We start from the raw sequence: 23913 nt of genomic DNA, 5'->3' as shown, positions 1-23913 counted from the left end.
TTCAGAGACACGCACGCGTCCACCTTACGGAACCACCCCTGTCCCACAACCGGCCCGAGTACCCGCCGTGTTCCATCTGAGACCTTCAACGTGTTTACTGCTGCCTATGCAAGGACTCGCTGTGGTGCTGTTTCCGATAGCGCTGATGCTGTTCGCGTTGGTGATGGAACGGGTCGAGAATCGACTCCGCAAGCTTCTCGAACCAGACCCGGAGGTCCAGCAGTATCTCGATCGAGCCACGAATGCCGAGGTCAGTGATCTGACCAAGCTGGGTTTGCCGGCAGCGGCGGCGCGTCCGCGGCGCGCCCGGCCCGCGGCCAAGGGAATGGACGTCGCACAGGCCAGCTGATCCGGACGGGTCGGTGGTCCAGTGGTCCGGTGGCTTTCGGCCCCGGACCACTTTTTACGATCTTCATGACGCCGGTCTCACGGCGTGTCGTAGATTACGTGTGAAGCGTGTCGCGAAACCGTCGTTGTGTGTCGCGTACTGGGACTCCGCGTGTCTGAGAATGACCTCGGCGCGTGGTGTCTATCACTACCCGGCGGTATTGCAAAGTAGACTGCACTGTCGGCCGAGTCGTTTCGGTCCAGGACAGAGCCATTTCCCATAAGGAGCACATTCGTGGACGAGGCCCTCGCCAGAGCAGGCATCTTCCAAGGCGTCGAGCCCACCGCGGTGGCGGCTCTCGCCAAACAGCTGCAGCCCGTTGACTTCCCGCGCGGCCACGTCATCTTCAACGAGGGCGAACCCGGCGACCGGTTGTACATCATCACCTCGGGCAAGGTGAAGATCGGCCGCCGCTCCCCCGACGGTCGTGAGAACCTGCTGACGATCATGGGCCCGTCCGATATGTTCGGCGAGCTGTCGATCTTCGACCCGGGTCCGCGCACGTCGACGGCCACCACCGTCACCGAGGTCAGAGCGGTCACCATGGACCGGGACGCGCTCAAGGCGTGGATCGATCAGCGTCCCGAGATCGCCGAGCAGCTGCTGCGGGTGCTCGCCCGCCGCCTGCGCCGCACCAACAACAACCTGGCCGACCTGATCTTCACCGATGTTCCGGGTCGCGTCGCCAAGGCGCTGCTGCAGCTGGCTCAGCGCTTCGGCACCCAGGAAGCGGGCGCGCTGCGCGTGACCCACGACCTCACCCAGGAAGAGATCGCCCAGCTGGTCGGCGCCTCCCGCGAAACCGTGAACAAGGCGCTCGCCGACTTCGCGCACCGCGGCTGGCTGCGGCTCGAGGGCAAGAGCGTGCTGATCTCCGACTCGGAGAGACTGGCCCGCCGCGCTCGCTGAGCGCGACTGCTCGAATACAACGCGAGGCGCGTCGTCACCCCGAAGCGGTGACGACGCGCCTCGTCGTCTTGCGGGCCCGCTAACCCCGCGAGCGCAGGTATGCCAGTTGGGCTTTGACCGAGCTGTGCGCGGCCGGCCATAGTCGCTTGTCGACGTCGGCGTAGACCTCGGCGACGATCTGGAGCGCTTTGGCCTTGGGGCCCAGCTTCTCCAGGGCCGCGCGGACCTGTTGGAGACGCTCCTCGCGGTGGGCGAGGTAGTAGCGGATGATCGGTTCGGCATCGGCGTGGTCGGGACCGTGGGCCGGGAGCAGGGTGCGGCCGGGAGCGACCGACACGAGCCGGTTCAGAGAGTCCAGATAGGCCGCCAGCGCGCCGTCCCAGGATTCCAGGACGGTCGTACCACTGCCGAGGACCGTGTCACCGGTGAGCAGCGCCTGCTCGCCGTCGGGACCGTCCAGCAGGAAGCTGAGCGAATCCTCGGTGTGCCCGGCGGTGGCGAGCACCGTGATGCGCAAACCCGCGACCTCGAGGACCTCACCGTCGGTCAGGTGGGCGCCCGTGCCGCGCAGGAACTCGGAGTCCTTGGCGCGCACCGGAGTACCGGTGGCCTTGACCAGGTGGTCGATGCCGCCGGTATGGTCGTGATGCTTGTGGGTGACGAGGACGAGGGCGATGTTCCCGCCGGTCTCCCGCATCAGGGCCTCAGTGTGCGCGCGATCCTTCGGACCCGGATCCACCACAACGTATTCCGTGGCGCCGGGGGCGCGGAGCAGCCAGGTGTTGGTGCCCTGCAACGTCATTCCGCCGGGGTTGTCGGCCAGTACGACGGCGGCGGACGGAGTCACTTGCCGCAGTTGCTCGTACGCGGGGTGGGTGAGCGTCATTGTTTCGTCCTAATGCACCGCGCGCGATGCGTCCAGGGTTGAACGCATCACGCTTTCGACTGTGCCCCAAGCGTTCCGGGGCTATCGCACCTCGGCGACGAGTTCCACCTCGACCGGGGTGTTCAGGGGCAGCTCATTGACGCCGACCGCGGAACGGGCATGCACCCCGGCCTCGCCGAGCACCGCGCCGAGCAGCTCGGACGCGCCGTTGATGACCAAGGGCTGGCTGTTGAAACCGGCCGCGGAGGCCACGAACCCGACGACCTTGACGATGCGCACGACATTGTCGAGACCGACCAGATCGTGTACGACCGCCAGCGCGTTGAGAGCGGCCAGCCGGGCCATCTCCGCGCCCTGCTCGATGCTGACCTCGGCGCCGAGCTTGCCGGTCAGCGGCAGTTCACCATTCACGAACGGCAGCTGGCCGGAGGTGTAGACGTAGTTGCCGGACCGGACGCCGGGCACGTACGCCGCTACCGGCTTCGGGGCCGGCGGTAGTTCGAGCCCGAGCTCCTTCAGGTTCTCGGCCCAGGACATCAGCTCTTCGCCCGCTTCAGATAGGCGACGTGCTGTTCACCGGTCGGCCCGGGCAGCACGGTGACGAGTTCCCAGCCGTCGGAACCCCACTGGTCCAGGATGGCCTTGGTGGCATGGGTCAACAGGGGCACCGTCGCGTACTCCCACACGGTCACATCACTCATGGGGTGAGACTAGCCCCGGCGAGGTTCCCGCAGTGCTGCGCCCCATCTGCCTCCGCTTCGCTCCGGCTGATCACGGCCCTGTCACCTGGCCCTTCCCTCCTCCGCTCCGCTGCTTCGCTCCCCCGCTCCATCAGTCCAGGCCGAGGCGGGCCGCGAACCAAAAGTGGTGTATCAGACAGTTTGTCGCGCCTCTGGGCAAGAATTCGGAACGAGTTATAGGCTCGCGAGCGTGGGAGTACCGATAGCAGTGCCCGTTTCGGTTGAGCCGGGGGTCGAAGCAGGTTGGCCGGAGCGGGCGAACAAGGCCCGCCTGCACTACATATCCGGGAAGGGTGGCACCGGGAAGTCGACGGTCGCCGCCGCACTGGCGCTGGCACTGGCAGCCGGGGGGCGCCGGGTGCTGCTGGTCGAGGTCGAGGGCAGACAGTCCATTGCCCAGCTGTTCGATCTCCCGCCCTTGCCGCCCACCGAGACTCGCATCGCCACCGCGGACGGCGGCGGCGAGGTGCTGGCGCTGGCGCTCGATGTCGAGCACGCCTTCCTCGAGTACCTCGACATGTTCTACAACCTGGGCTTCGCCGGTCGCGCCATGCGCCGGGTCGGGGCGATCGAGTTCGTCACCACCATCGCGCCGGGCCTGCGCGACGTGATCCTCACCGGCAAGATCAAGGAATGCGCGGTGCGCGCCGACAAGTCCGGCAAGCCCGCCTACGACGAGATCGTCATCGACGCTCCCCCGACCGGCCGCATCGCCAGCTTCCTCGACGTCACCCAGGCCATGGCCGAGATCGCGGGCGGCGGTCCCATCGCCGCCCAGGCCGAGGGCGTGTCCAGGCTGCTGCACTCCGAGCAGACCATGATCCACCTGGTCACCCTGCTGGAGGCGCTGCCCGTGCAGGAAACCGCCGACGCCGTCGCCGAACTCACCGCCAACGACCTGAATATCGGCACGGTGATCGTGAATCGGGCCAGCGAGGGCTACCTGCCACGCTCGGTGCGCGAACAGGCCGCGCAGGGCACGGTCGACGTCGACGCCCTGCGCGCCGGGCTCACCGAGGCCGGGATCAGCCTGTCCGAGGCCGATTTCGAGGGCCTGGTCGCCGAGACCGTGGAACATTCCGCGCGGCTGGCCGCCCAGGACGAGAACGCCGCCGAACTGGCCCAGCTCGACATCTCGCGGCTGTACCTGCCGTCGCTCACCGACGGCATGGATCTGGGCGGGCTCTACGAGCTGGCCGAAGTCTTGAGCGCGCAGGGGGTTCGCTAGTCATGATCGTTCCGGCAGGCACTGTGCCCCTGGATATTTCGAAGATCCTCGCCGATCCGGCGGCCCGCATCGTGGTGTGCTGCGGCTCCGGCGGCGTCGGCAAGACCACCACGGCCGCCGCCATCGCGCTGCGCGCCGCCGAATCCGGGCGCAAGGTCGTGGTGCTCACCATCGACCCGGCCCGCCGGCTGGCCCAGTCGCTCGGCGTGAGCGACCTCGGAAACGTCCCGCAGAAGGTCGAACTCGGGCCCGAGGTCAAGGGCGAGCTGTTCGCCATGATGCTGAACATGCGCCGCACCTTCGACGACATGGTGCTCGAGCACACCAGCCCCGACAAGGCCGAGCAGATCTTCGCCAACCCGATCTACCAGACCGTCGCGTCCTCCTTCGGTGGCACCCAGGAGTACATGGCGATGGAGAAGCTCGGGCAGCTCGCGGCCAAGCGGGAGTGGGACCTGATCGTGGTCGACACCCCGCCCTCTCGCAATGCCCTGGACTTCCTGGACGCGCCGAAGCGGCTGGGGAACTTCCTCAACGGCAAGATGATCCGGGTCATCATGGCCCCGGGCCGCGGCGTCGGAAAGTTCGTGGCGGGCGCCATGAGCCTGGCGCTGCGCGGCGTCTCGACCATCGTCGGCGGCCAATTGCTCAAAGACGCCAGTGTCTTCTTGCAGTCACTGGAGTCCATGTTCGGTGGTTTCCAGGATCGCGCCGACCGCACCTACGCCATGCTGTCGCGGCCGGGCACCCACTTCCTGGTGGTGGCCGCGGCCGAACCGGACGCGTTGCGCGAGGCGAGCTTCTTCGTCGATCGGCTCTCGACCGACAAGATGCCGCTGGCCGGCCTGGTGCTGAACCGCACCCACCCGGTGCTGAGCTCGCTGACCGCCGAGCAGGCGCTGGTCGCCGCGGACCAGCTGGCCCCGCAGACGGCGGCGAACGGCTCCTCGCCCGAACCCGAGGCGGACACCCCGGAGGCCCTGACCGCCGCGATATTGCGCATTCACGCCAATCGGGCCGCCACCGCCAAGCGCGAACAGCATCTGCTGCACCGCTTCACGGGCGCGCACCCGAGCGTCCCGATCGTGGCCGTCACCGCGCTGCCGTTCGAGGTCGCCGACCTGGAAGCGCTGCGTGCGGTGGGTGACCAGCTGGTCGAGGCCGGCTCTGCCCGGTCCGCCCGACCGGGCGCCGAATCCGCCTGACACGAGTCAGGTCCTTCGACCCTTTGGTTTGAAATGCCCGATCCGACCCCGGACACGGATCGAGCCCGCTTTCGCGGGCTCGATCCGTTCTGCTTATAGGGGGGATCTGGGTAAGGGATACTCGGTTACATCGCTACCTTCTGTGATCGCTGGACGCGGAAGAAGTCCGCCCAACTCGTCACCTCCGGATGCTGCTTGAGCAGCGCGCGGCGCTGCCGCTCGGTCATGCCGCCCCACACTCCGAACTCGACTCGGTTGTCCAGGGCGTCCGCCCCGCACTCCATCAGCACCGGGCAGTGCCGGCAGATGGTTGCCGCTTTGCGCTGCGCTGCGCCACGCACGAACAGCTGGTCGGGATCCACTTCCTTGCATCGGGCCTGGGAAACCCAGGCGATTCTCGCTTCGGCCTGCTCCACGTCCAATCGAGCGATCGGGGTAGTCATGTGCATTTGGTGTGCCCCTTTGCAGTCCGAACACCGGGTCACGGCGCTCCAGAATCGCGAGTGCAGCGCGCAGTTACCCAACCCCACTGCGTTCTGCACCACATTCCACTTTGAGTGTTAGCTCTATCACACTGGGTTCTCAATCTAGGTAAAGGTGTGCGGCCTGCGCAAGACCGTCCCGAGATTTTCTGGTACGTCCGTCCACGCATTCGTTGCATGGAACCGGGCAGTCCGTCTCTTATGGGACGAATGAACACCCGCCCCGGGCGAACACCGAGTGTCCGGAAGGCCAATTAGGCTAGGGCCCGTGCCGATCACACGAACGCTCTGGAGACTGGCAGGCGCGTGCGTCTTGGCCGCCGTGTTGCTCGCCGGACTGCTGTTCCCGCTCGCCGGTGGCTTCGGGTTCATCTCCAACCGAGCCGCGGACGCCGTCGACAATGTCTCCGCCGAACTCGTCGAGGGCACCGTGCCCGCGGTCTCGACCATGGTGGACGCGAATGGGACGCCGTTCGCGTGGCTGTACGAGCAGCGCCGATTCGAGGTCCCCAGCGACAAGATCTCCAACGACATGAAGCTGTCCCTGGTCTCGGTCGAGGACAAGCGCTTCGCCGACCACCACGGTGTGGACTGGCAGGGCACCTTCCGCGCCTTCCTGACCAACACCTCGGGCGGCCAGGTCTCGCAGGGCGGCTCCACCATCGACCAGCAGTACGTGAAGAACTATCTGCTGCTCGTGGTGGCCAAGACCGACGCCGAACGCCGGGCCGCCATCGAGACCACCCCCGCCCGCAAGATCCGCGAGATCCGGATGGCGCTGACGCTGGACAAGCGCCTCACCAAGGACGAGATCCTCACCCGGTATCTCAACCTGGTGCCGTTCGGCAACGGCTCCTACGGCATCCAGGACGCCGCGCAGACCTACTTCGGCGTGGACGCCAAGGATCTGAACGTGGCGCAGTCGGCCATGCTCGCCGGCATGGTGCAGTCCAGCTCCAAGCTGAACCCGTACACCAACCCCGCGGGCGTGGTGGAGCGCCGGAACACCGTGCTGGACACCCTGATCCAGAACGTGCCCAACCGCGCGGACGAGTACCGCAAGGCCAAGGAGCTACCGCTCGGCGTGCTGCCCGAGCCCAAGGGCCTGGAGCGCGGCTGCATCGCGGCCAATGACCGCGGCTTCTTCTGCGACTACGCGATGCAGTATCTGAGCAACGCCGGCATCAGCCGCGACCAGTTGGAGAAGGGCGGCTACCTGATCCGCACCACGCTGGATCCGGCGGTCCAGGACCAGGTGCGCGATTCGCTGGCGGCCAATACCAACCCGAATCTGGACGACATCGCCGAGGTCATGAATATCGTGGCCCCCGGCCAGGATTCGCATCCGCTGCTGGCCATGGGCTCGAGCCGCGTGTACGGTCTCGACGCCAACGCGCATCAGACCGTGCAGCCGCAGCCGTATTCGCTGGTCGGTGACGGTGCGGGCTCGATCTTCAAGATCTTCACCACGGCCGCGGCCATGGAGAAGGGCCTGGGCATCAATGCCACGCTGGACGTCCCGGCGTTCTTCTCGGCCAAGGGCATGGGTAATTCCGGTACCCCGGGCTGCCCCCCGGAGACCTACTGCGTGAAGAACGCGGGCAACTACGCGGGTTCGATGTCGGTGACGCAGGCGCTGGCGACCTCACCGAACACGGCCTTCGTCAAGCTGATCCAGGCCGTCGGCGTGCAGCCGACCGTGGACATGGCGGTCCGCCTGGGCATGCGGTCCTACACCCAGCCCGGCACCTCCGGCCACGGTGCGCAGAGCCTGGCCGACATGATCAAGGACCAGAACCTGGGTTCGTTCACCCTGGGCCCGGTGGCGATCAACCCGCTCGAGCTGTCGAATGTGGCCGCCACGCTGGCCTCCAGCGGCAAGTGGTGCCCGCCCACCCCGATCAAGGAGGTGGTGGACCGCAACGGCAAGCAGGTGCCGCTGACCCAGCAGGCGTGTGAGCAGGTGGTGGATCCGGGTCTGGCCAACACTCTCGCCAATGCCCTGAGCCAGGACGTGGTGAGCGGTACCGGTGCCGGGTCGGCGCATTCGGTCGGCTGGAACATCCCGACCTCGGCCAAGACGGGTACCACCGAGACCCACCGGTCCTCGGCGTTCCTGGCCTTCACCAACTCCTTCGCGGGCGCCAGCTACATCTACGGCGACAGCCCGACGCCGGGTGAGATCTGCTCATTCCCACTGCGCAGCTGTGGCAGCGGAAACCTGTACGGCGGTAATGAACCCGCCAAGACCTATCTCGCCGCGATGAAGAACGTGCTCGACCGGTTCCCGCCCGCGGCGCTGCCGCCGCTGGACGACAAGTACGTGCGCGGGTCGAACAACTCGCAGATCCCGGACGTGATCGGCATGTCCCAGGCGGAGGCCACCTCCACCCTGGTGGGCGCGGGCTTCCAGGTGTCGGTGACGACCCAGCCGGGCGCGGGTAAGGGGACGGTCATGAACGTCTCGCCGAACGGGTCCGCGATTCCGGGCTCGGTGATCACGCTCTATGTGAGCGACGGCAGTCAGATTCCGGCGCCGGCGCCGAACGCGCCGCCTTCGGTGCCGGGATTGCCGAATATCACCATCCCGCAGCTGCCGCCGATCCCGATTCCCATCCCGATCCCGCGGTAGCCCGAACAGGTAGAACGAGAGGAAAGGCCCGGAGTGATTCACTCACTCCGGGCCTTTCGTATTGATAAAACAGAGTCAGAGTCGCGCCTTCACGGCGGCCGAGATCCGCGATCCGTCGGCGCGCCCGGAGGCCAGCGCGGTCGCGGCCTTCATGACCTGACCCATCTGCTTCATCCCCGGCCGCGCCCCCAGCTGTTCGGCGACGTCGGCGATGGCGGTGTCGGCGATGGCGCCCACCTCGGCGTCGGTGAGCTGGGTGGGCAGGTACTCGTCGATGATCGATTCCTCGGCGCGCTCGTTGGCGGCCAGTTCGCCACGCCCGGCCTGCTCGTAGACGACGGCGGCCTCATTGCGCTTCTTCGCCTCCTTCTGCAGGACGGCGATGATCTCCTGGTCGGAAAGCTCACGGGCCTCGGGTCCGGCGACCTCCGCGTTCTGCACCGCGGACAGCAGCATCCGCAGGGTGGCCAGCCGCAGCGTGTCCTTGCTCTTCATCGCGGTGGTCATATCCGACCGCAGCTTGGATTTGAGTTCCGACATGAGCGACACGGTACGAGGGACTTCTATCGTGGTCCAGCTCATTTGACTCGATGTTTCTCCGCCGGGTCGCCTATTCTGGGCAAATGCCCGTCTTCTCGACCTCCGCCCTCACCCGTGCCGCACTCGGAGCCGCCGGGGCCGCGGTCGCCGGAATCGGATACGCGACGCTCATCGAGCGCAATGCCTTCACGCTGCGTGAAGCGACGCTACCCGTGCTGGAACCGGGCAAACCCTCGCTACGGGTGCTGCACATCAGCGACCTGCACATGATGCCCGGCCAGCAGTTGAAGCAGGCTTGGCTGCGGGAGCTGGACCGGCTGGAGCCGGATCTGGTGGTGAACACCGGGGACAACCTCTCGCACCAGAAGTCGGTGCCGTCGGTGGTGCAGTCGCTGGGCGGATTGCTCGCGCGCCCCGGCATTTTCGTGTTCGGTTCGAACGACTACTTCGCGCCGGTGCCGAAGAACCCCCTGAAGTACTTCAAGAAGGACCACAAGCGGGTCTACGGTGATCCGCTGCCCTGGCAGGACCTGCGGGCCGCGTTCACCGAGCGGGGCTGGCTGGATCTGACGCATGTGCGCCGCGACATCGAGGTGTCCGGGGTGCGGATCTCGACCGCCGGCGTGGACGATCCGCACCTGCAGCGCGACCGCTACGACACGGTCGCGGGCGCGCCGAATCCGCTGGCGGACTTGAGCATCGGGCTCACCCACTCGCCGGAGCCGCGGGTGCTGGACCGGTTCGCGGCCGACGGCTACGACCTGGTGATGGCGGGGCACACCCACGGCGGGCAGCTGTGTGTGCCGGGCTTCGGTGCGCTGGTGACCAACTGCGGGATCGACCGGGCCCGGGTGAAGGGCGCCTCACGCTGGGGCGCGCACACCCGGCTGCACGTGTCGGCGGGTCTGGGGACCTCGCCGTGGGCGCCGTACCGGTTCTGCTGCCGACCGGAGGCGACGCTGCTGACGCTGGTCGGCGCTCCGCCGAAGAAGCCGGTCGCCGAGTCGGGGCGCGGTCGGACCGCGTCCTCGGAGGCTGTCGCGCGGTGAGCCCCCGCCGCGATATACACCGCGGTATGTAGTCGTCAGTCAGGGGGCAACCGTGACCAGTGGTAACGACCACAGCAACGAGTCAGGCCGTCCGGATCCCGATCCGAACTGGTGGCAGGGTGTGCCCGGACAGGATCAGACCTGGCAGCAGCCGCCGCAGCCGGGTTATGGCGCGCCGCACCCGAATCCGGGTTGGCAGCAGCCGGGCTACGGGCAGCCGCAGCCGACGACCCCGATCACCGGCGGGCAGTACGGGCAGCCCTATCCGCCCGGGCAGGGTCAGTACCCCGGCCAGTACCCGCCGACGCAGGCGTTCGGCGCGCCGCAGGGTTACGGCCAGCAGCCGGGCTATGGCGGACAGCCGGGTTTCGGCCAGCAGCCGCCCTATCCCCCGCCGCCGGGTGGCGGCAGGGGCCGGGTGTGGCTGTTCGCCGGTGTGGGCGTGCTGGTGCTGGCGATCATCGCCGCGGTGGTGGTCGTGGCGCTGGTGCACAAGGGCTCGAACGACACCTCGGCGAAGTCGAACACGACGCCATCGCTGATCAGCGCGCTCACCTCGACCACGGCCAAGCCCACCCAGTCGGGCAAGCCGACGACCGCCAAGACGACCGGCCCGAAGGCGACCGCCACGCCCGGTGCCGTGATCCCCGGGTATCAGGTGGTCACGATCCCGGATAATGGTGCGGCGTACGACATTCCGCAGAGCTGGAAGGTGGATCGCGCCGGGCAGAGTTCGTTCGGCAGCGGCTCGGACAGCATTCCGGTGGCCGGGCTGGCGCAGGACGGCCTGGAATACTGCCCGAAGTACGTGCGCACCAACGTCTTCCTGACCCAGTCCGACGAGTCGGATCCGGCGAAGGCGGCGGCCGATATCGGTACCCGGATGGGCCGCATCGGCTGGTCCACCTCGACCGGCGCGACGCCCGGAAACCCGGAGTCGTTCCAGTCCTCGGACGGTCAGCTGCAGGGTGTCTACATCGAGACCAAGGGTTCCGCTCCGGCTCCCGCCGCGGGCTGCGCCTCGACGTACTCGGTCTACACCTTCGCGTTCCCCGGTGACAGTGGCGCTTTCGTGTTCACCATCGCCGCGGACACCGGAGTGGACCAGTCGGTGGACGCGACCCTGGCGAAGAAGATTCTCGCCAGTATCCGCCCGATCCAGTAGGCGGCGGCACGACTCGTCAGACAGGGGGTCCGACGACGATGAGCGATGGAACCGACGGTCAGGACATCGATCCGGAGAAGACGACATCCAGCGGGGACTGGTGGCGGGAGGGGCCGTTGCCCGAACGGCCCCGGCCCAGCCCGCCGCAGCTCCCCTATCCGCATCCGGGCCCGAATCCCTATGTCTCCAGGCCGAATCCGAGCCCGGGACCCGGGGTGGTCCCGGGTCCCGGGCCGCGGACCGGACCGAGCCCGTATCAGTCGGGGCCGAACCCGTACCAGTCCTCGCCCTATCACTCCGGTCCGAATCCCCTTCCGCCGAAGACAAATTCGTACAGCGCCGGTCCGTCACCGTTCCCGGCCGCCCCGCCGGGTGGGTTCGCGCCGCCGCCGGACGGCAATCGCGGGCGGGTGTGGCTGCTGGCGGGGGCGGGCGCGCTGGTGGTGGCGATCGCAGCCGTCGTGGCGATCGTGATCGTGATGCGCGATTCCGGGACGGGCGCCGCACCGGCCACCACCGCCAAGCCCACCTCGAGCACCGGCCCGGCCGGTTCCACCGCGCGCACCACCACCACGGCCCCGGCGTCCACGCTGACGCCGCAGATCCCCGGCTATCAGGTCGTCGTGCCGACGGACATGAAGGCGGCGTGGGACATCCCCAAGGATTGGACCATCGATCAGACCACGACCAAGTACGGCACGGACAGCGACAGCATTCCGGCCGCGGGCTTCAGCGAGGAGGGCGTCGACTACTGCCCGGACAATGTGCGCACCAACATGTTTCTCACCAACTCCTCCATCTCGGACGCCACCGCGGCGGCGACGGATGTGGGCGCGCACGCGGCACGGCTCGGCTGGTCGACCCGGACCTCGCTGAACGCGGGCGCCGGCCAGCCGCTCGCCACCACCGACGGCACCCTGCACGGCACGTTCCTGGAGACGAGCGGCGCGTTCACCGCCCCCGCCGGTTGCGCCACCACGTACTCGGTCTACACCTTCGCGCTGAGCGTCGGTGACGGGAAGGGTTCGCTGGTGCTGACGATCGTCGCCGACACGGGCGTGGATCGCTCGGTCACGGCCGATTTCGCGCGTAAGCTCTTCGCCACTTTTCGCCTGCTTTAGCACATCTGACCAGCCGATTTAACGTCTGGACGACGGGTGCGCTAAGCTACTGCACGTTCGCTTCACGGGGTGTGGCGCAGCTTGGTAGCGCGCTTCGTTCGGGACGAAGAGGTCGCAGGTTCAAATCCTGTCACCCCGACTGTGTGGTTGAGACACAACTCGGCCCCCGGCTCTTTCGAGAGCCGGGGGTTTTGTGTTTTGTGACGTTCCGGGGGCCGGTCTCAGCCGGCGATCGGGCGAAGGCGGGTGCCGCCCAGGCGATCCGCGTGGTCGGTGAGGATGGTGCGCAGGGCGGCGGCGGTCGCGGTGTCCGCGGGGGTGATGACCGTGATGCTGTGGTCGGCTCCGTCGGGGCTGGTGAGGTTGTCGTAGCAGACCGTCAGGTCGCCCGCGGCCGGATGCCGGATGCGTTTGGTGCCGTGGCTGCGGTCCTGGACGGTGTGGTCGTCTCACCAGGTGGCGAATTCGCGGCTCTGCGTGCGTAATTCGCCGATCACCTCGCGCAGGCGCGGGTCGCCTGGGTGGCGGGCCAGGTTGCGGCGCAGGTTGCCGACGGTTTCGCGGGCGACCCGGTCCCAGTCCAGCTGGGTGGCCCGGGTCGCCGGATCGAGCAGGGTGAGGCGGGCGGCGTTGATGCCGGGTTCGAAGCCGGGGCCGAACAGGGCCGCGGCGGCGGTGTTGCGGGCCAGCACGTCGAGGCGGAAGTCGGTCAGGTAGGCCGGGAGCGTGGACAGGCCGTCGAGGATGGCGCGCAGTGATTCCGGCGGGTCGGCCGGACGGCGGGCGGGCGGCTGGGCGCCGCGGGCGATGAGGTGCAGGTGCGCGCGTTCGGTGTCGGTGAGGCGCAGGGCGCCTGCGAGGGCGTCCAGGATCGCCGCCCCGGGGGTGCCGACGCGGCCCTGTTCGAGCCGGATGTACCAGTCGACGCTGACGGCCGCGAGTTGCGCCACCTCCTGCCTTCGCAGGCCCGGAGTGCGCCGCTGCCCGACGTTCGGCAGCCCCGCCTGCTCGGGTGCCAGCCGCTCCCGCATGGCCCGCAGGAAGGCGCCCAGCTCCTTTCCGGATGCCGTAGTGTCCACGCTCACACTCCTTCTCGCCGGAGCCCCCCGGCAGGTCCGGGCTCCCGTCGCCAGCCTAGGGGGCGGCCGGGTGGTACGCGGGATACCAGGGTGCGGACGATCTCCCTGGCGGCGCCGGATTTCGAGAGTCTCGTCGTGTCAACAGAACGACGAGGAGAACCGCCATGAATCGCACAGCACGCATCGTCTCCGCGACCTTCGTCGTAGCGGCCCTGCTGTCCGCCGCCGCGTGTGGCAGCGACCAGGATTCCCCCACCGCGACGCCCGCCTCGAATCCGGTTCCGTCCGTTCAGGTTCGGGCCGTGGTACCCGCCTCGGCCGCCCAGTTCACGGTCACCACCGCCGACGCCACGGCCGATCGCGCCTTCCCGGCCGACTTCTACGCGGGCGCCTTCGGCTGCACGGCCGCCAATCACGCCCCGCGCCTGCGCTGGTCCGGCGCGCCCGCCGCGGCGAAGAGCTTCGCGGTCACCATGTTCGACCCGGACGCCCCGACGGCCGCCGGCTTCTGGCATTGGATGAACTGGGACATCCCCGCCGCCGCAACCGATTTCACCGCGGGCACGGCGGGCGTGGCCGGTGTCAACGACGCGGGTGTCCCCGGCTACCTGGGTCCGTGTCCGCCCGCCGGCGACCGCCCGCACACGTACCAGATCTCCGTGCTGGCCCTGGACACCGCGACCCTGGACCTGCCCGCGGCGACCACCCCGACGGTCGCTTCGTTCTCGATGGGTTCGCATATCATCGGCGTGGCCCGGCTGTCGCTGACCGCGCAGCGACTCTGAACCGGAACGCACCAGGGGTCCCTGCCTGTCCGGCCGGGACCCCTGGTGGCGGAACGTCTGTCAGCCCAGGTGCAGGCGGCGCATGAGGCGCAGGGTGACCAGGGTGGACTTGAGCTGCTTCTCGTACGGCATGGAAGCGCGGGCCGCCATGATCTGCTTCTTCTGCACGCCGACATTGATGGTGTCGGTGTACTTGAGGATGCCGGCCGCGCCGTGGCGGGTGCCGACGCCGGACTGCTTCACGCCGCCGGACGGGGTGCCCTTGGCGGCGTAGCTGGTGACGAATCCGTCGTTGATATTGATAGCGCCGGCTTCGACGCGCTCGGCGAGTTTCGTTGCGCGGTCGATGTTTCCGGTCCAGATGCTGGCATTGAGGCCGTAGGCGGTGTCGTTGGCGAGCGCGACGGCCTCGTCCTCGGTGCCGTACTTGTAGATGCTGACCACAGGGCCGAAGGTCTCAATGGTGGCGTGGGCCATGTCCTTGGTGACGCCGGTGAGGACGGTCGGCTCGAAGAAGGCGGGACCGATGTCCGGGCGGGGGTTGCCGCCGGTGACGACGGTGGCGCCCTTCTCCCGGGCCTCGTCGACGTGCGCGGCGACGCGCTTCATGTGATCCACCGAGACCAGCGAACCCATTTCGGGGTCGAAGTCGTAGGTGGCGCCCATCTTGCCGGCGAGTTCCTCGGCGGCGGCGACGAAACGGCGGAGGTACTCGTCGTAGATGCGCTCCTGCACGTAGATGCGCTCGATGTGCATGCACGCCTGTCCGGTGTTGCCGAAGACGGCGAACACGGCCGAGGGGATGGCCTCGTCGAGGTTGACGTCGTCGAGCACGATCATCGGGTTCTTGCCGCCGAGTTCCAGGCTGCAGCCGATGAGGTTGCGCCCGGCCTGCTCACCGATGGTGCGGCCGGTGGCGGTGGAGCCGGTGAACATGACGAATTCGACATTGTCGATGAGGGTGGGGCCGACGTCGGGGCCGCCGCCGCAGACCACCTGGATGAGCCCGCGGGGCAGGCCCGCCTTCTGCAGCAGTTCGATGCCGAAGAGAGTGCACAGCGCGGTCTTGTTGTCCGGCTTCATGATCACGCCGTTGCCGGCCATGAGCGCGGGGGTGGAGTCGGACATGGAGATGGCGAATGGGAAGTTCCACGGTGCGATGACCGCGACCACGCCCTTGGGCCGGTGCTCCTCGGTGGAGGAGGTGATGACCGGCATCGGACCGCTGCGCTTCTTGGGCTTGAGCGTCTTCTCGGCGGTCTTCAGGTAGTGGGCGATGACCATCGGCGTGTCGCACGCCTCCTCGATGGCCATCCGGCGCGCCTTGCCGCAGCCGATCTGGATCAGGTCCGCGATGGTCTCGATCTCGGAGAGAATCAGCTCGTGTGCGCGCTCGAACACGGCGAGGCGGTCCTTGAGCGGCCGGGCGGCCCATTCCTTCTGGGCGGCGCGGGCGATCTCGACGGCGGCCTCGACGTCCTCGGGCGAGGATTGCGGCAGGTAGCCGACCACGTCGCCGGTGTAGACCTCGACCATCTCGAAGGGCTCGCGGGCCTCGCCGGCCGTGCCCGCCGTCACCATCGCGGTCAGCCGGTCGATGAGGGATTCCGTGACGCGCGGCGGAAGCTTCGCCTTACTCGTTGTGCTCATGGGACTCTCTCCAGTACTTGCCGCCCGTGACGGCGGTCACCATGGTCCAAACTAGAACACGTTATTGTTCAGGACAACGGCGCGGGGTAGTTTCGTGCCGGAATCCTGGTTCGCCCATGTGGAAAGAAGGGTCGGCGATGACCGCAGCGACTGCTGAGACACCTAGCAACACCGAACCGCACGCTCTGGTCGAGAAGCGCGGCGCGACGCTGATCGTCACCATGAACCGCCCCAAGTCCAAGAACGCCCTCACCGGCGAGATGCTGGCGATCATGACCGAGGCGTGGGACACGGTCGACAACGATCCGGAGATCCGCTCCTGCATCCTTACCGGCGCCGGCGGCGCGTTCTGCGCGGGCGCGGACCTGAAGAACATGAACAAGCGCAGCCCCGACGACGGCATGAAGGAGGGCGGCGCGTTCGACCCGTCCCGCATGCCCGGCCTGCTCAAGGGCCGCCGCCTGACCAAGCCGCTGATCGCGGCGGTGGAGGGCGCGGCCATCGCGGGTGGCACCGAAATCCTGCAGGGCACCGACATCCGCATCGCCGGTGAGAGCGCCAAGTTCGGTGTCTCCGAGGCGAAGTGGAGCCTGTTCCCGATGGGCGGCTCGGCGGTGCGGCTGCCGCGCCAGATCCCCTACACCATCGCCGCGGAGCTGCTGCTGACCGGCCGTCACATCACCGCGACCGAGGCGCTGAACTTCGGCCTCATCGGCCACGTGGTGCCGGACGGCACCGCGCTGGACAAGGCCCTGGAAATCGCCGAGCTGATCAACAACAACGGCCCGCTGGCCGTGCAGGCGATCCTCAAGGTCATCCGCGACACCGAGGGCATGCACGAGGAAGAGGCGTTCAAGATCGACGCCAAGGTCGGCCTGCCGGTCTTCCGCAGCAATGACGCGAAGGAGGGCCCGCGCGCCTTCGCCGAGAAGCGCAAGCCCAACTTCCAGGGCAACTAGGGAATTCCGGGGCCTGTCCCCCTGGAGACGAGGCGGCGACGGACCTCTCCCCTCGCCGCCTCACGGTCAGCGGGCGGCCAATTCCTCGCCCAGGAAGCCGCCGGACTGGTGCCGCCACAGCTGCGCGTACGTACCCTCGCCGCGCAGCAGCTCCTCGTGGCCGCCCTGTTCGACGATCCGCCCGCGATCGAGCACGATCAGCCGGTCCATGCCGGCGACCGTGCTCAACCGGTGCGCGACCACCAGCGCCGTACGCCCTTCCATCAACTCCCAGAGCGCTTGTTGCACAAGGATTTCGCTCTCGGAGTCGAGGGCGCTGGTGGCCTCGTCCAGGAGCAGGATCGGGGCGTCGCGCAGGATGGCCCGCGCGAGCGCGACCCGCTGGCGCTGCCCGCCGGAGAGTTTCACGCCGCGCTCGCCGATGAGGGTGTCCATGCCCTCGGGCAGCCCGTCCGCGAATTCGGTGACGTGCGCGGCCCTGGCGGCGCGCCGCACCTGCTCGTCGGTGGCCTCGGGCCGGGCGAAGCGGATGTTGTCGCTCAGCGACCGGTGGAACATGGCCGGGTCCTGCGGCACATAGGACAGCAGGCTGCGCAGATCCCGCTGCCGCAGGCGCGAGATGTCCTGTCCACCGATGCGGATGACCCCGCCGTCGACGTCCATCATGCGCAGCAGCAGCTGGGTGAGCGTGCTCTTACCGCCGCCGGACCGGCCGACCAGGCCGATGCGCTCACCGCCGGCCACCTCCAGATCCAATCCGCGGAACAGCGGCACCGCGCCCTCGTGGGCGAAGTCCACCCGCTCGAATCGGATGCCGAAGTCCTTGGGGCGCAGCGGTTCCGGCTCGGCCGGGTCGAGCACCGTCGGCGATTCCAGCAGCAGCTCGGTGAACTGGGCGGCCTCGGTGGTGGAGCTCTCCAGCCGCCGGTAGATCTGGTTGAACCGGAACATGATGCCGGTGGCGTTCCAGTAGTAGGTGAAAGCCACCATGATCACCTCGACCGAGGCGTGACCGCCGCCGATGCCCAGGGCGATCAGCAACCCGGACACATTCACGATCACCATCAGCGGTGTGACCGCGGTGTCGATGTAGAGGTTGTTGTAATCCCAGGACCGCAAGGACTTTCGCCGCTGCACCGCCACCCGCCGCCGATGCTCCTCGATCTCCTGCGGCTCGGCCGCGAAGGCCCGCACCGCCTGCATGTTCGAGAGGGTGTCGGAGACATGCCCCGAGACCCGCGCGATGGCGGCCTCGCGGTCGTCGACCAGGTGCTGGCGGCGCCGGATCAGCGGGGCGACCACCACGCCGCTGATCGCGATCAGGCCGAGCAGCACGACGACCAGCATCGGGTCGTAGCGCCAGAGCACCACCGAGGCGAAGCTCAGCGGCACCAGGGCGGCGACGATCTCGAAGGCGAAGGTGTCCACGAACTCCTCGAACCGGGTCGCGAAGCTCAGGGCGCGCTTGGTCAGCGAGCCCGCGAAGTTGTTGTGGAAGAACGCCGAATCCTTGGCCAGAAGTTCGTCCATGGCGATGTTGTAGAGGCTCTCGATGCCGTAGGCGTCCAGGCGGTTGAGGCAGTGGATCCCCACGCGCCAGCACACTTCCGCGAGGAACAGCAGCGTGCCGAAGCCGATCACGTACGGCGCGAGCGCGCCGAACGAGGAGTCGCCGGTGGCGGCGACCTTGCCCACGACCATCGCGACCAGCAGCGGCGCGATGTAGAGCTGGCAGATATTGCCGAGGGCGGGTCCCAGCATGGCCGGAATCGTGATTGCCTTGCGCCGGGCCATCTCCCGGCCGTAGAAGCGCAGAACCAGCCTGACAGCGGATGTGCGCGAACTCATCCATCCCCTCTCGAACAGTCGCTTTCGAGCAGTGCAGACAGCTCAGAGTGCCTGGTGGGGAGAGGGCGCGCCACCGAATTATTGCCGTGCGGTAGCCGGCTTCCGGTGCGGGAGCACCGGTTTCCGGTGCGGGGCAGCCGCAGAGCCCGGCTGCCCAGCACCGAGTGCGGATGCCGATCGGAGCACGTGCCGGCATCCACGTTCGGGGAGAGAACTACTCGGTGGGATGCACCGTGCGCCGGACGATGGCACGCGCCACGTTCGGCAGGAAGCGCCGCATCAGGTAGGCCGGACGAGCCTGCCCGGGCAGCAGGAACAGCGGCGACTTCGGTTTGGCGAGGGCCTTTTCCAGCGCGTCGACGACGCTCTCGGGCGTCGCGCCGCCCGCATTGCCGAGCACGGTGTCGTTCTCCTTGCGGACCGCGTCCAGGAAGGGGGTCTCCACCATGGGCGGGCACAGCACGAGCAGTCGCACGCCGGTGCCGTGCAGTTCGTAGGAGAGGCTGTCGGCGAAACCGACCACCGCGTGCTTGGAGGCCGTGTATCCGGCCATTCCGGGTGAGGGCAGCCAGCCCGCCAGCGAGGCGAACAGCACCACGGTGCCCGCGCCGGCCTGTTTCATGGCGGGGATGACGGCCTGGCAGAGGTTGACCGTGCCGATGTAGTTGACGTCCATCATCTTCCGGATCTGGGCCACGTCGTGGTCCAGCACGGAGGCGTGCACGTGGGCCATGCCGGCCGCGTGCACCAGGCGGTCGATGGTCCCGAGTTCCGCGCGTACCTTGTCGACGACGGCGTGGACCTGCGCGGAGTCCGACACGTCACAGGTGTAGGTGTGGGTGTTGGGCGAGCGCGCGGCCATGGCGGCCAGGCCGTCGGCGTTCAGGTCGACCGCGGCCACCTGCCAGCCGGCGGCGGCGAGTCGCTGGGCGACGATGCGGCCCATGCCGCTGGCCGCTCCGGTGACGAGTGCTGTCCGGCTCATCGGACCTCCCGGGTCTGCAATACCGTCGCGGCGTCCTCGAAGGTCATGCGGAGCGCGCCGATCCGGCTGGAGAACAGTGCGCGCGCGGGGAGTCCCAGCGCCCGCAATTGACTGGAGACCGGATGGTCTCCGAGGTGGATCCGCGCACCGCCGGGCCGTCCCCGGACCTGGCCCGGATTCATGACCCACGGTGTGCGCCGCAGGATGCCGTTGCGCGAGGTGTAGGCGTCGATGGAGGCCCCGCCGGCGCCGCCGGGCATGGGGAAACCGTCGGCCACCCGCAACGAGAGCACGAACTGCCCGTCGACGCTGACCTCGCAGCGGCGCCCGCGGCCGTCCGGCGTGATGTCGATATCGGCCATGAGCTTCGGGAAGCCCCAGATGGACTGTCCCGCTTCGCAGGTGAAGCTCTGGTTGACCGGCAGCCAGTGGATGTAGGCGCCGGTGCTGTCCTTGCGCCCGGGCTGCCGGGCCATGAGCGAGAAAGCGAATTCGTGGTACGGGCCGAGGTCGCCGTCGATGTAGCGCACGAAGGCCAGCGAGAGCACGGCCTTGCCGGGCAGCGGCGTGATCGGCTCCAGCCCGGCGCCGGCGAGCAGGGTGCGGGCCGCGGCCGCGTCGACGAGGAACAGCGCCGAGCAGGCGTCCGCATGCCGGATCTGCACCGGCATGCGGACCTGTTCGCCGAGTACGGTATGCGCCTCCACCATGCTCGAATTAGAACAGGTTTCAGTGTCGGGCGGCGGTGGTTTGACCGAGTTTCCTCATTCCGCGGTCACCCCGCCCGGTACCACCGCTCAGCGCGCCTCGTGATCGGGCGCCCGCTCGGCCACATACGCCTTGGCCCAGCGATAGTCGGGCTTGCCGCTCGGGGTGCGCGCGACAGTCCCGGCGACCCAGATCCGCCGCGGCAGTTTGTATCCCGCGAGCCGCTCACGCACGTGCTCCACCAGGGCCGCGACATCGATCTCGCCCGCCGTGGGCGACACCACGGCCGCCACCAGCTGACCCCAGCGCTCGTGCGGCACCCCGACCACGACCGCGTCGTAGACGGCCGGATGGGCCTTGAGGGTCGCCTCGACCTCTTCGGGAAAGACCTTCTCCCCGCCGGTGTTGATGACCATGTTGCCGCGGCCGATCAGGGTGACCGACCCGTCGGACTCGACGCGCGCGCGATCGTCGGTGATGACCATCCGGGCCCCGTCCACGCTGCGGAAGAGCTTGTCGGTCTTGACCGGATCCTTGTAGTAGCCGATCGGCACATTGCCGGTCTTGGCCACCCAGCCCTCGCCGCCCGGCGCGACGGGATGCCCGGCGTCGTCCACCACCAGCGCCCCGCGCCCGGTGGTCACCCGTGGCGCGCGGGCCGGGTCGTCGTCCTTCTGCGCGAATCCGATTCCGCCGAAACCGGTTTCGGAGGAGCCGATGGATTCCGTGACCAGCGTGCTCGGGAACAGTTCCAGCAGCTCGTTCTTCACCGGCTGGGTGAGCTGGGCGGCGCCGGAACCGATGGAGATCAGCGAGGAGGCGTCCACCGGCGCGGCCCGGTAGGAGTCGACCAGCGGCCGGGCGATGGCGTCGCCCGTGACGACCAGGACGTGGGGCCGCTCCCGCGCCACCACTCGCCACACCTCGTCGGGATCGAAGCGCGGCTGGAACACCACCGCGTTGCCCGACCACAGCGCGTTGAAGGTGGGCATCATGGCGGCGGCGTGAATGAGCGGCGGCAGCACGAACCAGGTCATGGGCGAGGGGTTCTCGGCCCCGGCGCGGGACTGCTGGTACTCGTCGGCGACCGGTTCACCGGTGTAGAAGTCGATGCCGCCGCCCAGCACGCGCCACATGTCCTCCTGCCGCCAGATGACGCCCTTGGGCAGGCCGGTGGTGCCGCCGGTGTACATGATGAAGTGGTCGTCGGGACTGCGCGGACCGAAATCCCGCTCGGGCGAACCGGATTCGAGCGCCTCCTCGTACGGGACGGAGCCGGTCGCCAGCCCCGCACCGCCCTGGTCGTCCTCGACGACGAGGGTGTACCGCAGCTTCGGCAGCTGCGGCCGGATCTCCTCGATCAGCGGCGCGTAGCAGCGGTGGTGCACCGTCATCTCGAGGTCAGCGTTGTCGTAGACATAGCGCAGTTCGTCCGCGCGGTACCGATAGTTGATATTGACCGGCACCGCGCGAATCTTGTAGCAGCCCAGCAGCGTTTCGAGACTCTCGATGCTGTTGTGCATGTGGAAGCCGATGTGGGTGCCCGGCCCGGCCCCGTTGGCGGCGAGGTGGTGGGCCAGCCGGTTGGCGCGGGCGTCGAGTTCGGCGAAGGTACGCCGGCGCGAGCCCTCGATGACGGCGGTCCGGTCCGGCACGGCGTCGGCGGAGTGTTCGTAGAGGTCGGCGAAATTGCACGCCATGGCCGTATCTCCTGGTGTGTTCCGGCTACAGGACGGTGAGTGGCAGCGGGGTGCCCCGGTCGGTGAACGAGAAGCCGGCCCCGGAGCTGAACCGGGTGATGGCGACCTCATCGGCCTCACGGAACGGCAAATCCGCACAACCGATTTCGATGGTGAGGCCGCATTCGTCCGTTGAGCGGACCCGGCTGTGGAAGCGCGGGTTCACCCCGCGCACCAGCGCGTCGAGCGGGGCCAGATGCTCGGGGTCGAGCAGGGCCGGCCACGCGCCGTCGTCGATCGCGCCGCAGCCGCGCCCGATCCGCAGTTCCACCAGCTGTTCGCCGCCGGCGGTCTCGGTGGAGACCCCGACGTCGACGTAGGCGGCCGGATTGAAGGCCGGGTGCAGCCGCAACACCTTGGCCAGCGCGGCGACGTCGTCGCCGAGCCCGAGCGCGACGCGGATGCGTTCGGCGGTGAGCCCGGCGATACCCGTCCACTGCTTGCGCAGGATGTCCCGCGCCACATCGGGTTTCGTCCGGGCTTCGACCGCCGTCTTGTAGCCGAGGGTGAGCAGGTGGTGTTGCAGGCTCACCTCGTCGGCGATCCGGATGAGCGCGGACCGGGAGAAGTCCGCGAAGCGCAGATCGCTCAGCAGCGGTCCCGAATAGTCCCGCTGCCCAGGATCTTCCGGGTCGATGGACGCCAGCACCGTGGCGGCAGCCTCGGATCCGGCCACCACGTGGGCGTCGGCGTGCGGCAGCGGCGGTTCGTTCGCGGGATCGATGGTGACGGTCCACGCGCACACCGGTTTCCGGTCGGCCGGCTCCCGGGGCGGCCGGTGCACGGGCCGCACCTGCGCGTGCGGGTTGGTGGCCAGTGCGGTCGCGTCGAAGGTGGGGTCCTCGATGTCGTGGCACATGGCCACCACGAACTCGGTGCCCATCGGTTCCACGTCGACGAGCGCGCCGCAGTGGTCCAGGCGGAATTCGCCGTGGTCGTGGTCGATCACCCGGTAGCGGAAGTCCATGAACTGCGGTGGCGCGCCGATATCCAGCTGGAAGCCCTTGAAGATGGCGTCCACGCCGTCGCCGGTGATGTTGAGCGCCCGCCGCATGCGCCGGGTGTAGACCGGGCTGGCGAGCTGCCATTCGTCGATGGCCACCGCGGTCATGCCCGCGCGGCCGATCGCGCCGAGCACGTGCGCCATGCCGGAGCGGTCGATCAGGTGGCCGCACAGCAGTAGCTCCGGAACCAGCAGCGCCAGTTCGGATCTGGTCAGCGATTCGTATCTGCTGGTCACCACAGGGGTACCGGCCCCTTTCCGACGGGGTACCAGCCGGGCAGCGGTTGACCCGTCATCGCCCGTTCCATGCGCTTGCGCATGCCGGAGGAGAGCGCGTCGTTCGAGATCATCTCGACGAACAGCGCGGTCACATTGCCGAAGTCGAAGAAGTCGCGCTGCCAGGACCATTGGAAGTCGCCCGCGTAGCGGAACCAGCTGCCGCCGATGCCCTCCGGACTGTAGGGCCGGCCGTCCGCCCGGGTGCCCTCGTTGATCTGCTTCCAGAAGCCGATGACGCTGCCGCTGCGCTCGTCGACCACGAATTCCTGATACGGGTAGGTCCAGCCCTCCAGGCCGAACATCTCCTGGCCGAGCGCGATGTCACGGATCTCGTCGCGGCCGACGGCCATGAACTCCTGCTGCGGGCCGTAGTTCCAGCCGTAGGTGGCATCCTCGGTGTAGAAGTGCTCGAGCGGCGTCCAATCGCCCTGTGCCTCACACTGTTTGTTCTCGTCCACCCAGCGGCGGATCATCTCGTCGAGTTCGTCGCGGGACCAGCTCACCACGGCCTCCTTCTGTTCGGTTGCGCTATT

The 23913-nt window shown here is 68.3% G+C and carries 22 protein-coding genes, 1 tRNA gene and 1 pseudogene; 11 read left to right on the top strand and 13 right to left on the bottom strand.

Annotated elements, in window-relative coordinates:
* Positions 1-121: 121 nt before the first annotated feature.
* Together ON33_RS01955 and ON33_RS01950 are read left to right on the top strand one after the other, a co-directional pair.
* The gene (locus tag ON33_RS01955) at positions 122-349 is read left to right on the top strand and encodes a hypothetical protein (protein ID WP_081986109.1); all 228 of its coding nucleotides are present in this window, start codon (positions 122-124) and stop codon (positions 347-349) included.
* Between the two features lie 273 nt (positions 350-622).
* The gene (locus ON33_RS01950) at positions 623-1297 is read left to right on the top strand and encodes a Crp/Fnr family transcriptional regulator (RefSeq protein WP_019044571.1); all 675 of its coding nucleotides are present in this window, start codon (positions 623-625) and stop codon (positions 1295-1297) included.
* Between the two features lie 79 nt (positions 1298-1376).
* On the opposite strand, the gene ON33_RS01945 is transcribed toward ON33_RS01950, so the two are convergent.
* From ON33_RS01945 to sp36, 3 genes are all read right to left on the bottom strand, one after another.
* Positions 1377-2183 carry an MBL fold metallo-hydrolase gene (locus ON33_RS01945; protein ID WP_040854177.1) on the bottom strand — a complete coding sequence of 269 codons (807 nt, stop codon included), beginning with the start codon at positions 2181-2183 and terminating at the stop codon, positions 1377-1379.
* An 81-nt stretch (positions 2184-2264) separates the two neighbouring features.
* Positions 2265-2720 (bottom strand): RidA family protein, encoded by a 456-nt coding sequence (locus tag ON33_RS01940; protein WP_040854172.1) that lies wholly within the window; start codon positions 2718-2720, stop codon positions 2265-2267.
* Positions 2720-2884, bottom strand: a complete 165-nt coding sequence (sp36, locus tag ON33_RS40475) for a Sp36 family protein (RefSeq protein ID WP_085996654.1) — start codon at positions 2882-2884, stop codon at positions 2720-2722. Before sp36 ends, ON33_RS01940 begins: the two co-directional genes overlap by 1 nt.
* 247 nt (positions 2885-3131) lie before the next feature.
* Between sp36 and bagA the strand changes: the two genes are divergently transcribed.
* A complete protein-coding gene (gene bagA, locus ON33_RS01935) occupies positions 3132-4151 on the top strand; it encodes an ATPase BagA (protein WP_040854170.1) in 1020 nt (339 codons plus the stop codon).
* Between the two features lie 2 nt (positions 4152-4153).
* On the top strand, positions 4154-5356 hold the full coding sequence (bagB, locus tag ON33_RS01930; RefSeq protein WP_040854168.1) for an ATPase BagB: 1203 nt from the start codon (positions 4154-4156) through the stop codon (positions 5354-5356).
* A 125-nt stretch (positions 5357-5481) separates the two neighbouring features.
* Here bagB and ON33_RS01925 read toward each other — a convergent pair whose 3' ends face one another.
* The gene (locus tag ON33_RS01925) at positions 5482-5805 is read right to left on the bottom strand and encodes a WhiB family transcriptional regulator (protein WP_033089817.1); all 324 of its coding nucleotides are present in this window, start codon (positions 5803-5805) and stop codon (positions 5482-5484) included.
* Positions 5806-6106: 301 nt separating this feature from the next.
* Between ON33_RS01925 and ON33_RS01920 the strand changes: the two genes are divergently transcribed.
* A complete protein-coding gene (locus tag ON33_RS01920) occupies positions 6107-8470 on the top strand; it encodes a penicillin-binding protein (RefSeq protein WP_040854165.1) in 2364 nt (787 codons plus the stop codon).
* Positions 8471-8545: 75 nt separating this feature from the next.
* On the opposite strand, the gene ON33_RS01915 is transcribed toward ON33_RS01920, so the two are convergent.
* On the bottom strand, positions 8546-9010 hold the full coding sequence (locus ON33_RS01915; protein WP_040854163.1) for a GatB/YqeY domain-containing protein: 465 nt from the start codon (positions 9008-9010) through the stop codon (positions 8546-8548).
* An 83-nt stretch (positions 9011-9093) separates the two neighbouring features.
* Between ON33_RS01915 and ON33_RS01910 the strand changes: the two genes are divergently transcribed.
* The 4 genes from ON33_RS01910 (at position 9094) to ON33_RS01895 (ending at position 12484) form a co-directional block, all read left to right on the top strand.
* The gene (locus ON33_RS01910) at positions 9094-10059 is read left to right on the top strand and encodes a metallophosphoesterase (RefSeq protein WP_040854161.1); all 966 of its coding nucleotides are present in this window, start codon (positions 9094-9096) and stop codon (positions 10057-10059) included.
* 52 nt (positions 10060-10111) lie between these two features.
* Positions 10112-11224, top strand: a complete 1113-nt coding sequence (locus tag ON33_RS01905) for a DUF8017 domain-containing protein (RefSeq protein ID WP_157184378.1) — start codon at positions 10112-10114, stop codon at positions 11222-11224.
* Positions 11225-11262: 38 nt separating this feature from the next.
* Complete coding sequence (locus ON33_RS01900; RefSeq protein ID WP_040854156.1) at positions 11263-12345, top strand: DUF8017 domain-containing protein; 1083 nt, start codon at positions 11263-11265, stop codon at positions 12343-12345.
* A 65-nt stretch (positions 12346-12410) separates the two neighbouring features.
* Positions 12411-12484: transfer RNA gene (locus ON33_RS01895), tRNA-Pro, on the top strand.
* Positions 12485-12566: 82 nt separating this feature from the next.
* On the opposite strand, the pseudogene ON33_RS01890 reads toward ON33_RS01895, so the two are convergent.
* Positions 12567-13424 (bottom strand): annotated as a pseudogene (locus ON33_RS01890) (helix-turn-helix transcriptional regulator).
* Positions 13425-13588: 164 nt separating this feature from the next.
* On the opposite strand from ON33_RS01890, the gene ON33_RS37865 reads away from it, so the two are divergent.
* Positions 13589-14209, top strand: coding sequence for a YbhB/YbcL family Raf kinase inhibitor-like protein (locus ON33_RS37865; protein WP_051151535.1), 621 nt, complete (start codon positions 13589-13591; stop codon positions 14207-14209).
* Positions 14210-14269: 60 nt separating this feature from the next.
* Here ON33_RS37865 and ON33_RS01880 read toward each other — a convergent pair whose 3' ends face one another.
* Complete coding sequence (locus ON33_RS01880; RefSeq protein WP_040854154.1) at positions 14270-15859, bottom strand: succinic semialdehyde dehydrogenase; 1590 nt, start codon at positions 15857-15859, stop codon at positions 14270-14272.
* A gap of 137 nt (positions 15860-15996) precedes the next feature.
* Here ON33_RS01880 and ON33_RS01875 point away from each other — a divergent pair, with 137 nt between their 5' ends.
* A complete protein-coding gene (locus ON33_RS01875; RefSeq protein ID WP_040854151.1) occupies positions 15997-16818 on the top strand; it encodes a crotonase/enoyl-CoA hydratase family protein in 822 nt (273 codons plus the stop codon).
* A gap of 66 nt (positions 16819-16884) precedes the next feature.
* On the opposite strand, the gene ON33_RS01870 is transcribed toward ON33_RS01875, so the two are convergent.
* The 6 genes from ON33_RS01870 to ON33_RS01845 form a co-directional block, all read right to left on the bottom strand.
* Positions 16885-18666 (bottom strand): ABC transporter ATP-binding protein, encoded by a 1782-nt coding sequence (locus tag ON33_RS01870; RefSeq protein ID WP_040854148.1) that lies wholly within the window; start codon positions 18664-18666, stop codon positions 16885-16887.
* Between the two features lie 214 nt (positions 18667-18880).
* Positions 18881-19651 carry an SDR family NAD(P)-dependent oxidoreductase gene (locus ON33_RS01865; protein WP_040854145.1) on the bottom strand — a complete coding sequence of 257 codons (771 nt, stop codon included), beginning with the start codon at positions 19649-19651 and terminating at the stop codon, positions 18881-18883.
* Entirely contained in the window at positions 19648-20361 is a 714-nt protein-coding gene (locus tag ON33_RS01860) for an acetoacetate decarboxylase family protein (protein WP_051151534.1), read from the bottom strand. Before ON33_RS01860 ends, ON33_RS01865 begins: the two co-directional genes overlap by 4 nt.
* 87 nt (positions 20362-20448) lie before the next feature.
* A complete protein-coding gene (locus tag ON33_RS01855) occupies positions 20449-22059 on the bottom strand; it encodes an acyl-CoA synthetase (protein WP_040854143.1) in 1611 nt (536 codons plus the stop codon).
* A 25-nt stretch (positions 22060-22084) separates the two neighbouring features.
* Positions 22085-23338, bottom strand: coding sequence for a hypothetical protein (locus ON33_RS01850; protein ID WP_444543753.1), 1254 nt, complete (start codon positions 23336-23338; stop codon positions 22085-22087).
* Positions 23335-23853 (bottom strand): nuclear transport factor 2-like protein, encoded by a 519-nt coding sequence (locus ON33_RS01845; protein ID WP_373281009.1) that lies wholly within the window; start codon positions 23851-23853, stop codon positions 23335-23337. The genes ON33_RS01850 and ON33_RS01845 overlap by 4 nt, the downstream gene beginning before the upstream one ends.
* Positions 23854-23913 lie beyond the last annotated feature (60 nt).

The sequence above is a fragment of the Nocardia niigatensis NBRC 100131 genome, assembly GCF_000308655.1.
GTDB lineage: Bacteria > Actinomycetota > Actinomycetes > Mycobacteriales > Mycobacteriaceae > Nocardia > Nocardia niigatensis.
Note: the sequence above shows the minus strand (reverse complement) of the source record. Positions and strands in the feature narration are given on the sequence as shown.

Coding starts and splice junctions, on each gene's coding strand:
- bagB (WP_040854168.1), top strand. CDS start 4,154: ATGATCGTTCCGGCAGGCACTGTGCCCCTGGATATTTCGAAGATCCTC.
- ON33_RS01940 (WP_040854172.1), bottom strand. CDS start 2,720: ATGTCCTGGGCCGAGAACCTGAAGGAGCTCGGGCTCGAACTACCGCCG.
- ON33_RS01855 (WP_040854143.1), bottom strand. CDS start 22,059: ATGGCGTGCAATTTCGCCGACCTCTACGAACACTCCGCCGACGCCGTG.
- ON33_RS37865 (WP_051151535.1), top strand. CDS start 13,589: ATGAATCGCACAGCACGCATCGTCTCCGCGACCTTCGTCGTAGCGGCC.
- ON33_RS01945 (WP_040854177.1), bottom strand. CDS start 2,183: ATGACGCTCACCCACCCCGCGTACGAGCAACTGCGGCAAGTGACTCCG.
- ON33_RS01915 (WP_040854163.1), bottom strand. CDS start 9,010: ATGTCGGAACTCAAATCCAAGCTGCGGTCGGATATGACCACCGCGATG.
- sp36 (WP_085996654.1), bottom strand. CDS start 2,884: ATGAGTGATGTGACCGTGTGGGAGTACGCGACGGTGCCCCTGTTGACC.
- ON33_RS01880 (WP_040854154.1), bottom strand. CDS start 15,859: ATGAGCACAACGAGTAAGGCGAAGCTTCCGCCGCGCGTCACGGAATCC.
- ON33_RS01900 (WP_040854156.1), top strand. CDS start 11,263: ATGAGCGATGGAACCGACGGTCAGGACATCGATCCGGAGAAGACGACA.
- ON33_RS01910 (WP_040854161.1), top strand. CDS start 9,094: ATGCCCGTCTTCTCGACCTCCGCCCTCACCCGTGCCGCACTCGGAGCC.
- ON33_RS01925 (WP_033089817.1), bottom strand. CDS start 5,805: ATGCACATGACTACCCCGATCGCTCGATTGGACGTGGAGCAGGCCGAA.
- ON33_RS01870 (WP_040854148.1), bottom strand. CDS start 18,666: ATGAGTTCGCGCACATCCGCTGTCAGGCTGGTTCTGCGCTTCTACGGC.
- ON33_RS01875 (WP_040854151.1), top strand. CDS start 15,997: ATGACCGCAGCGACTGCTGAGACACCTAGCAACACCGAACCGCACGCT.
- ON33_RS01845 (WP_373281009.1), bottom strand. CDS start 23,853: ATGATCCGCCGCTGGGTGGACGAGAACAAACAGTGTGAGGCACAGGGC.
- ON33_RS01860 (WP_051151534.1), bottom strand. CDS start 20,361: ATGGTGGAGGCGCATACCGTACTCGGCGAACAGGTCCGCATGCCGGTG.
- ON33_RS01865 (WP_040854145.1), bottom strand. CDS start 19,651: ATGAGCCGGACAGCACTCGTCACCGGAGCGGCCAGCGGCATGGGCCGC.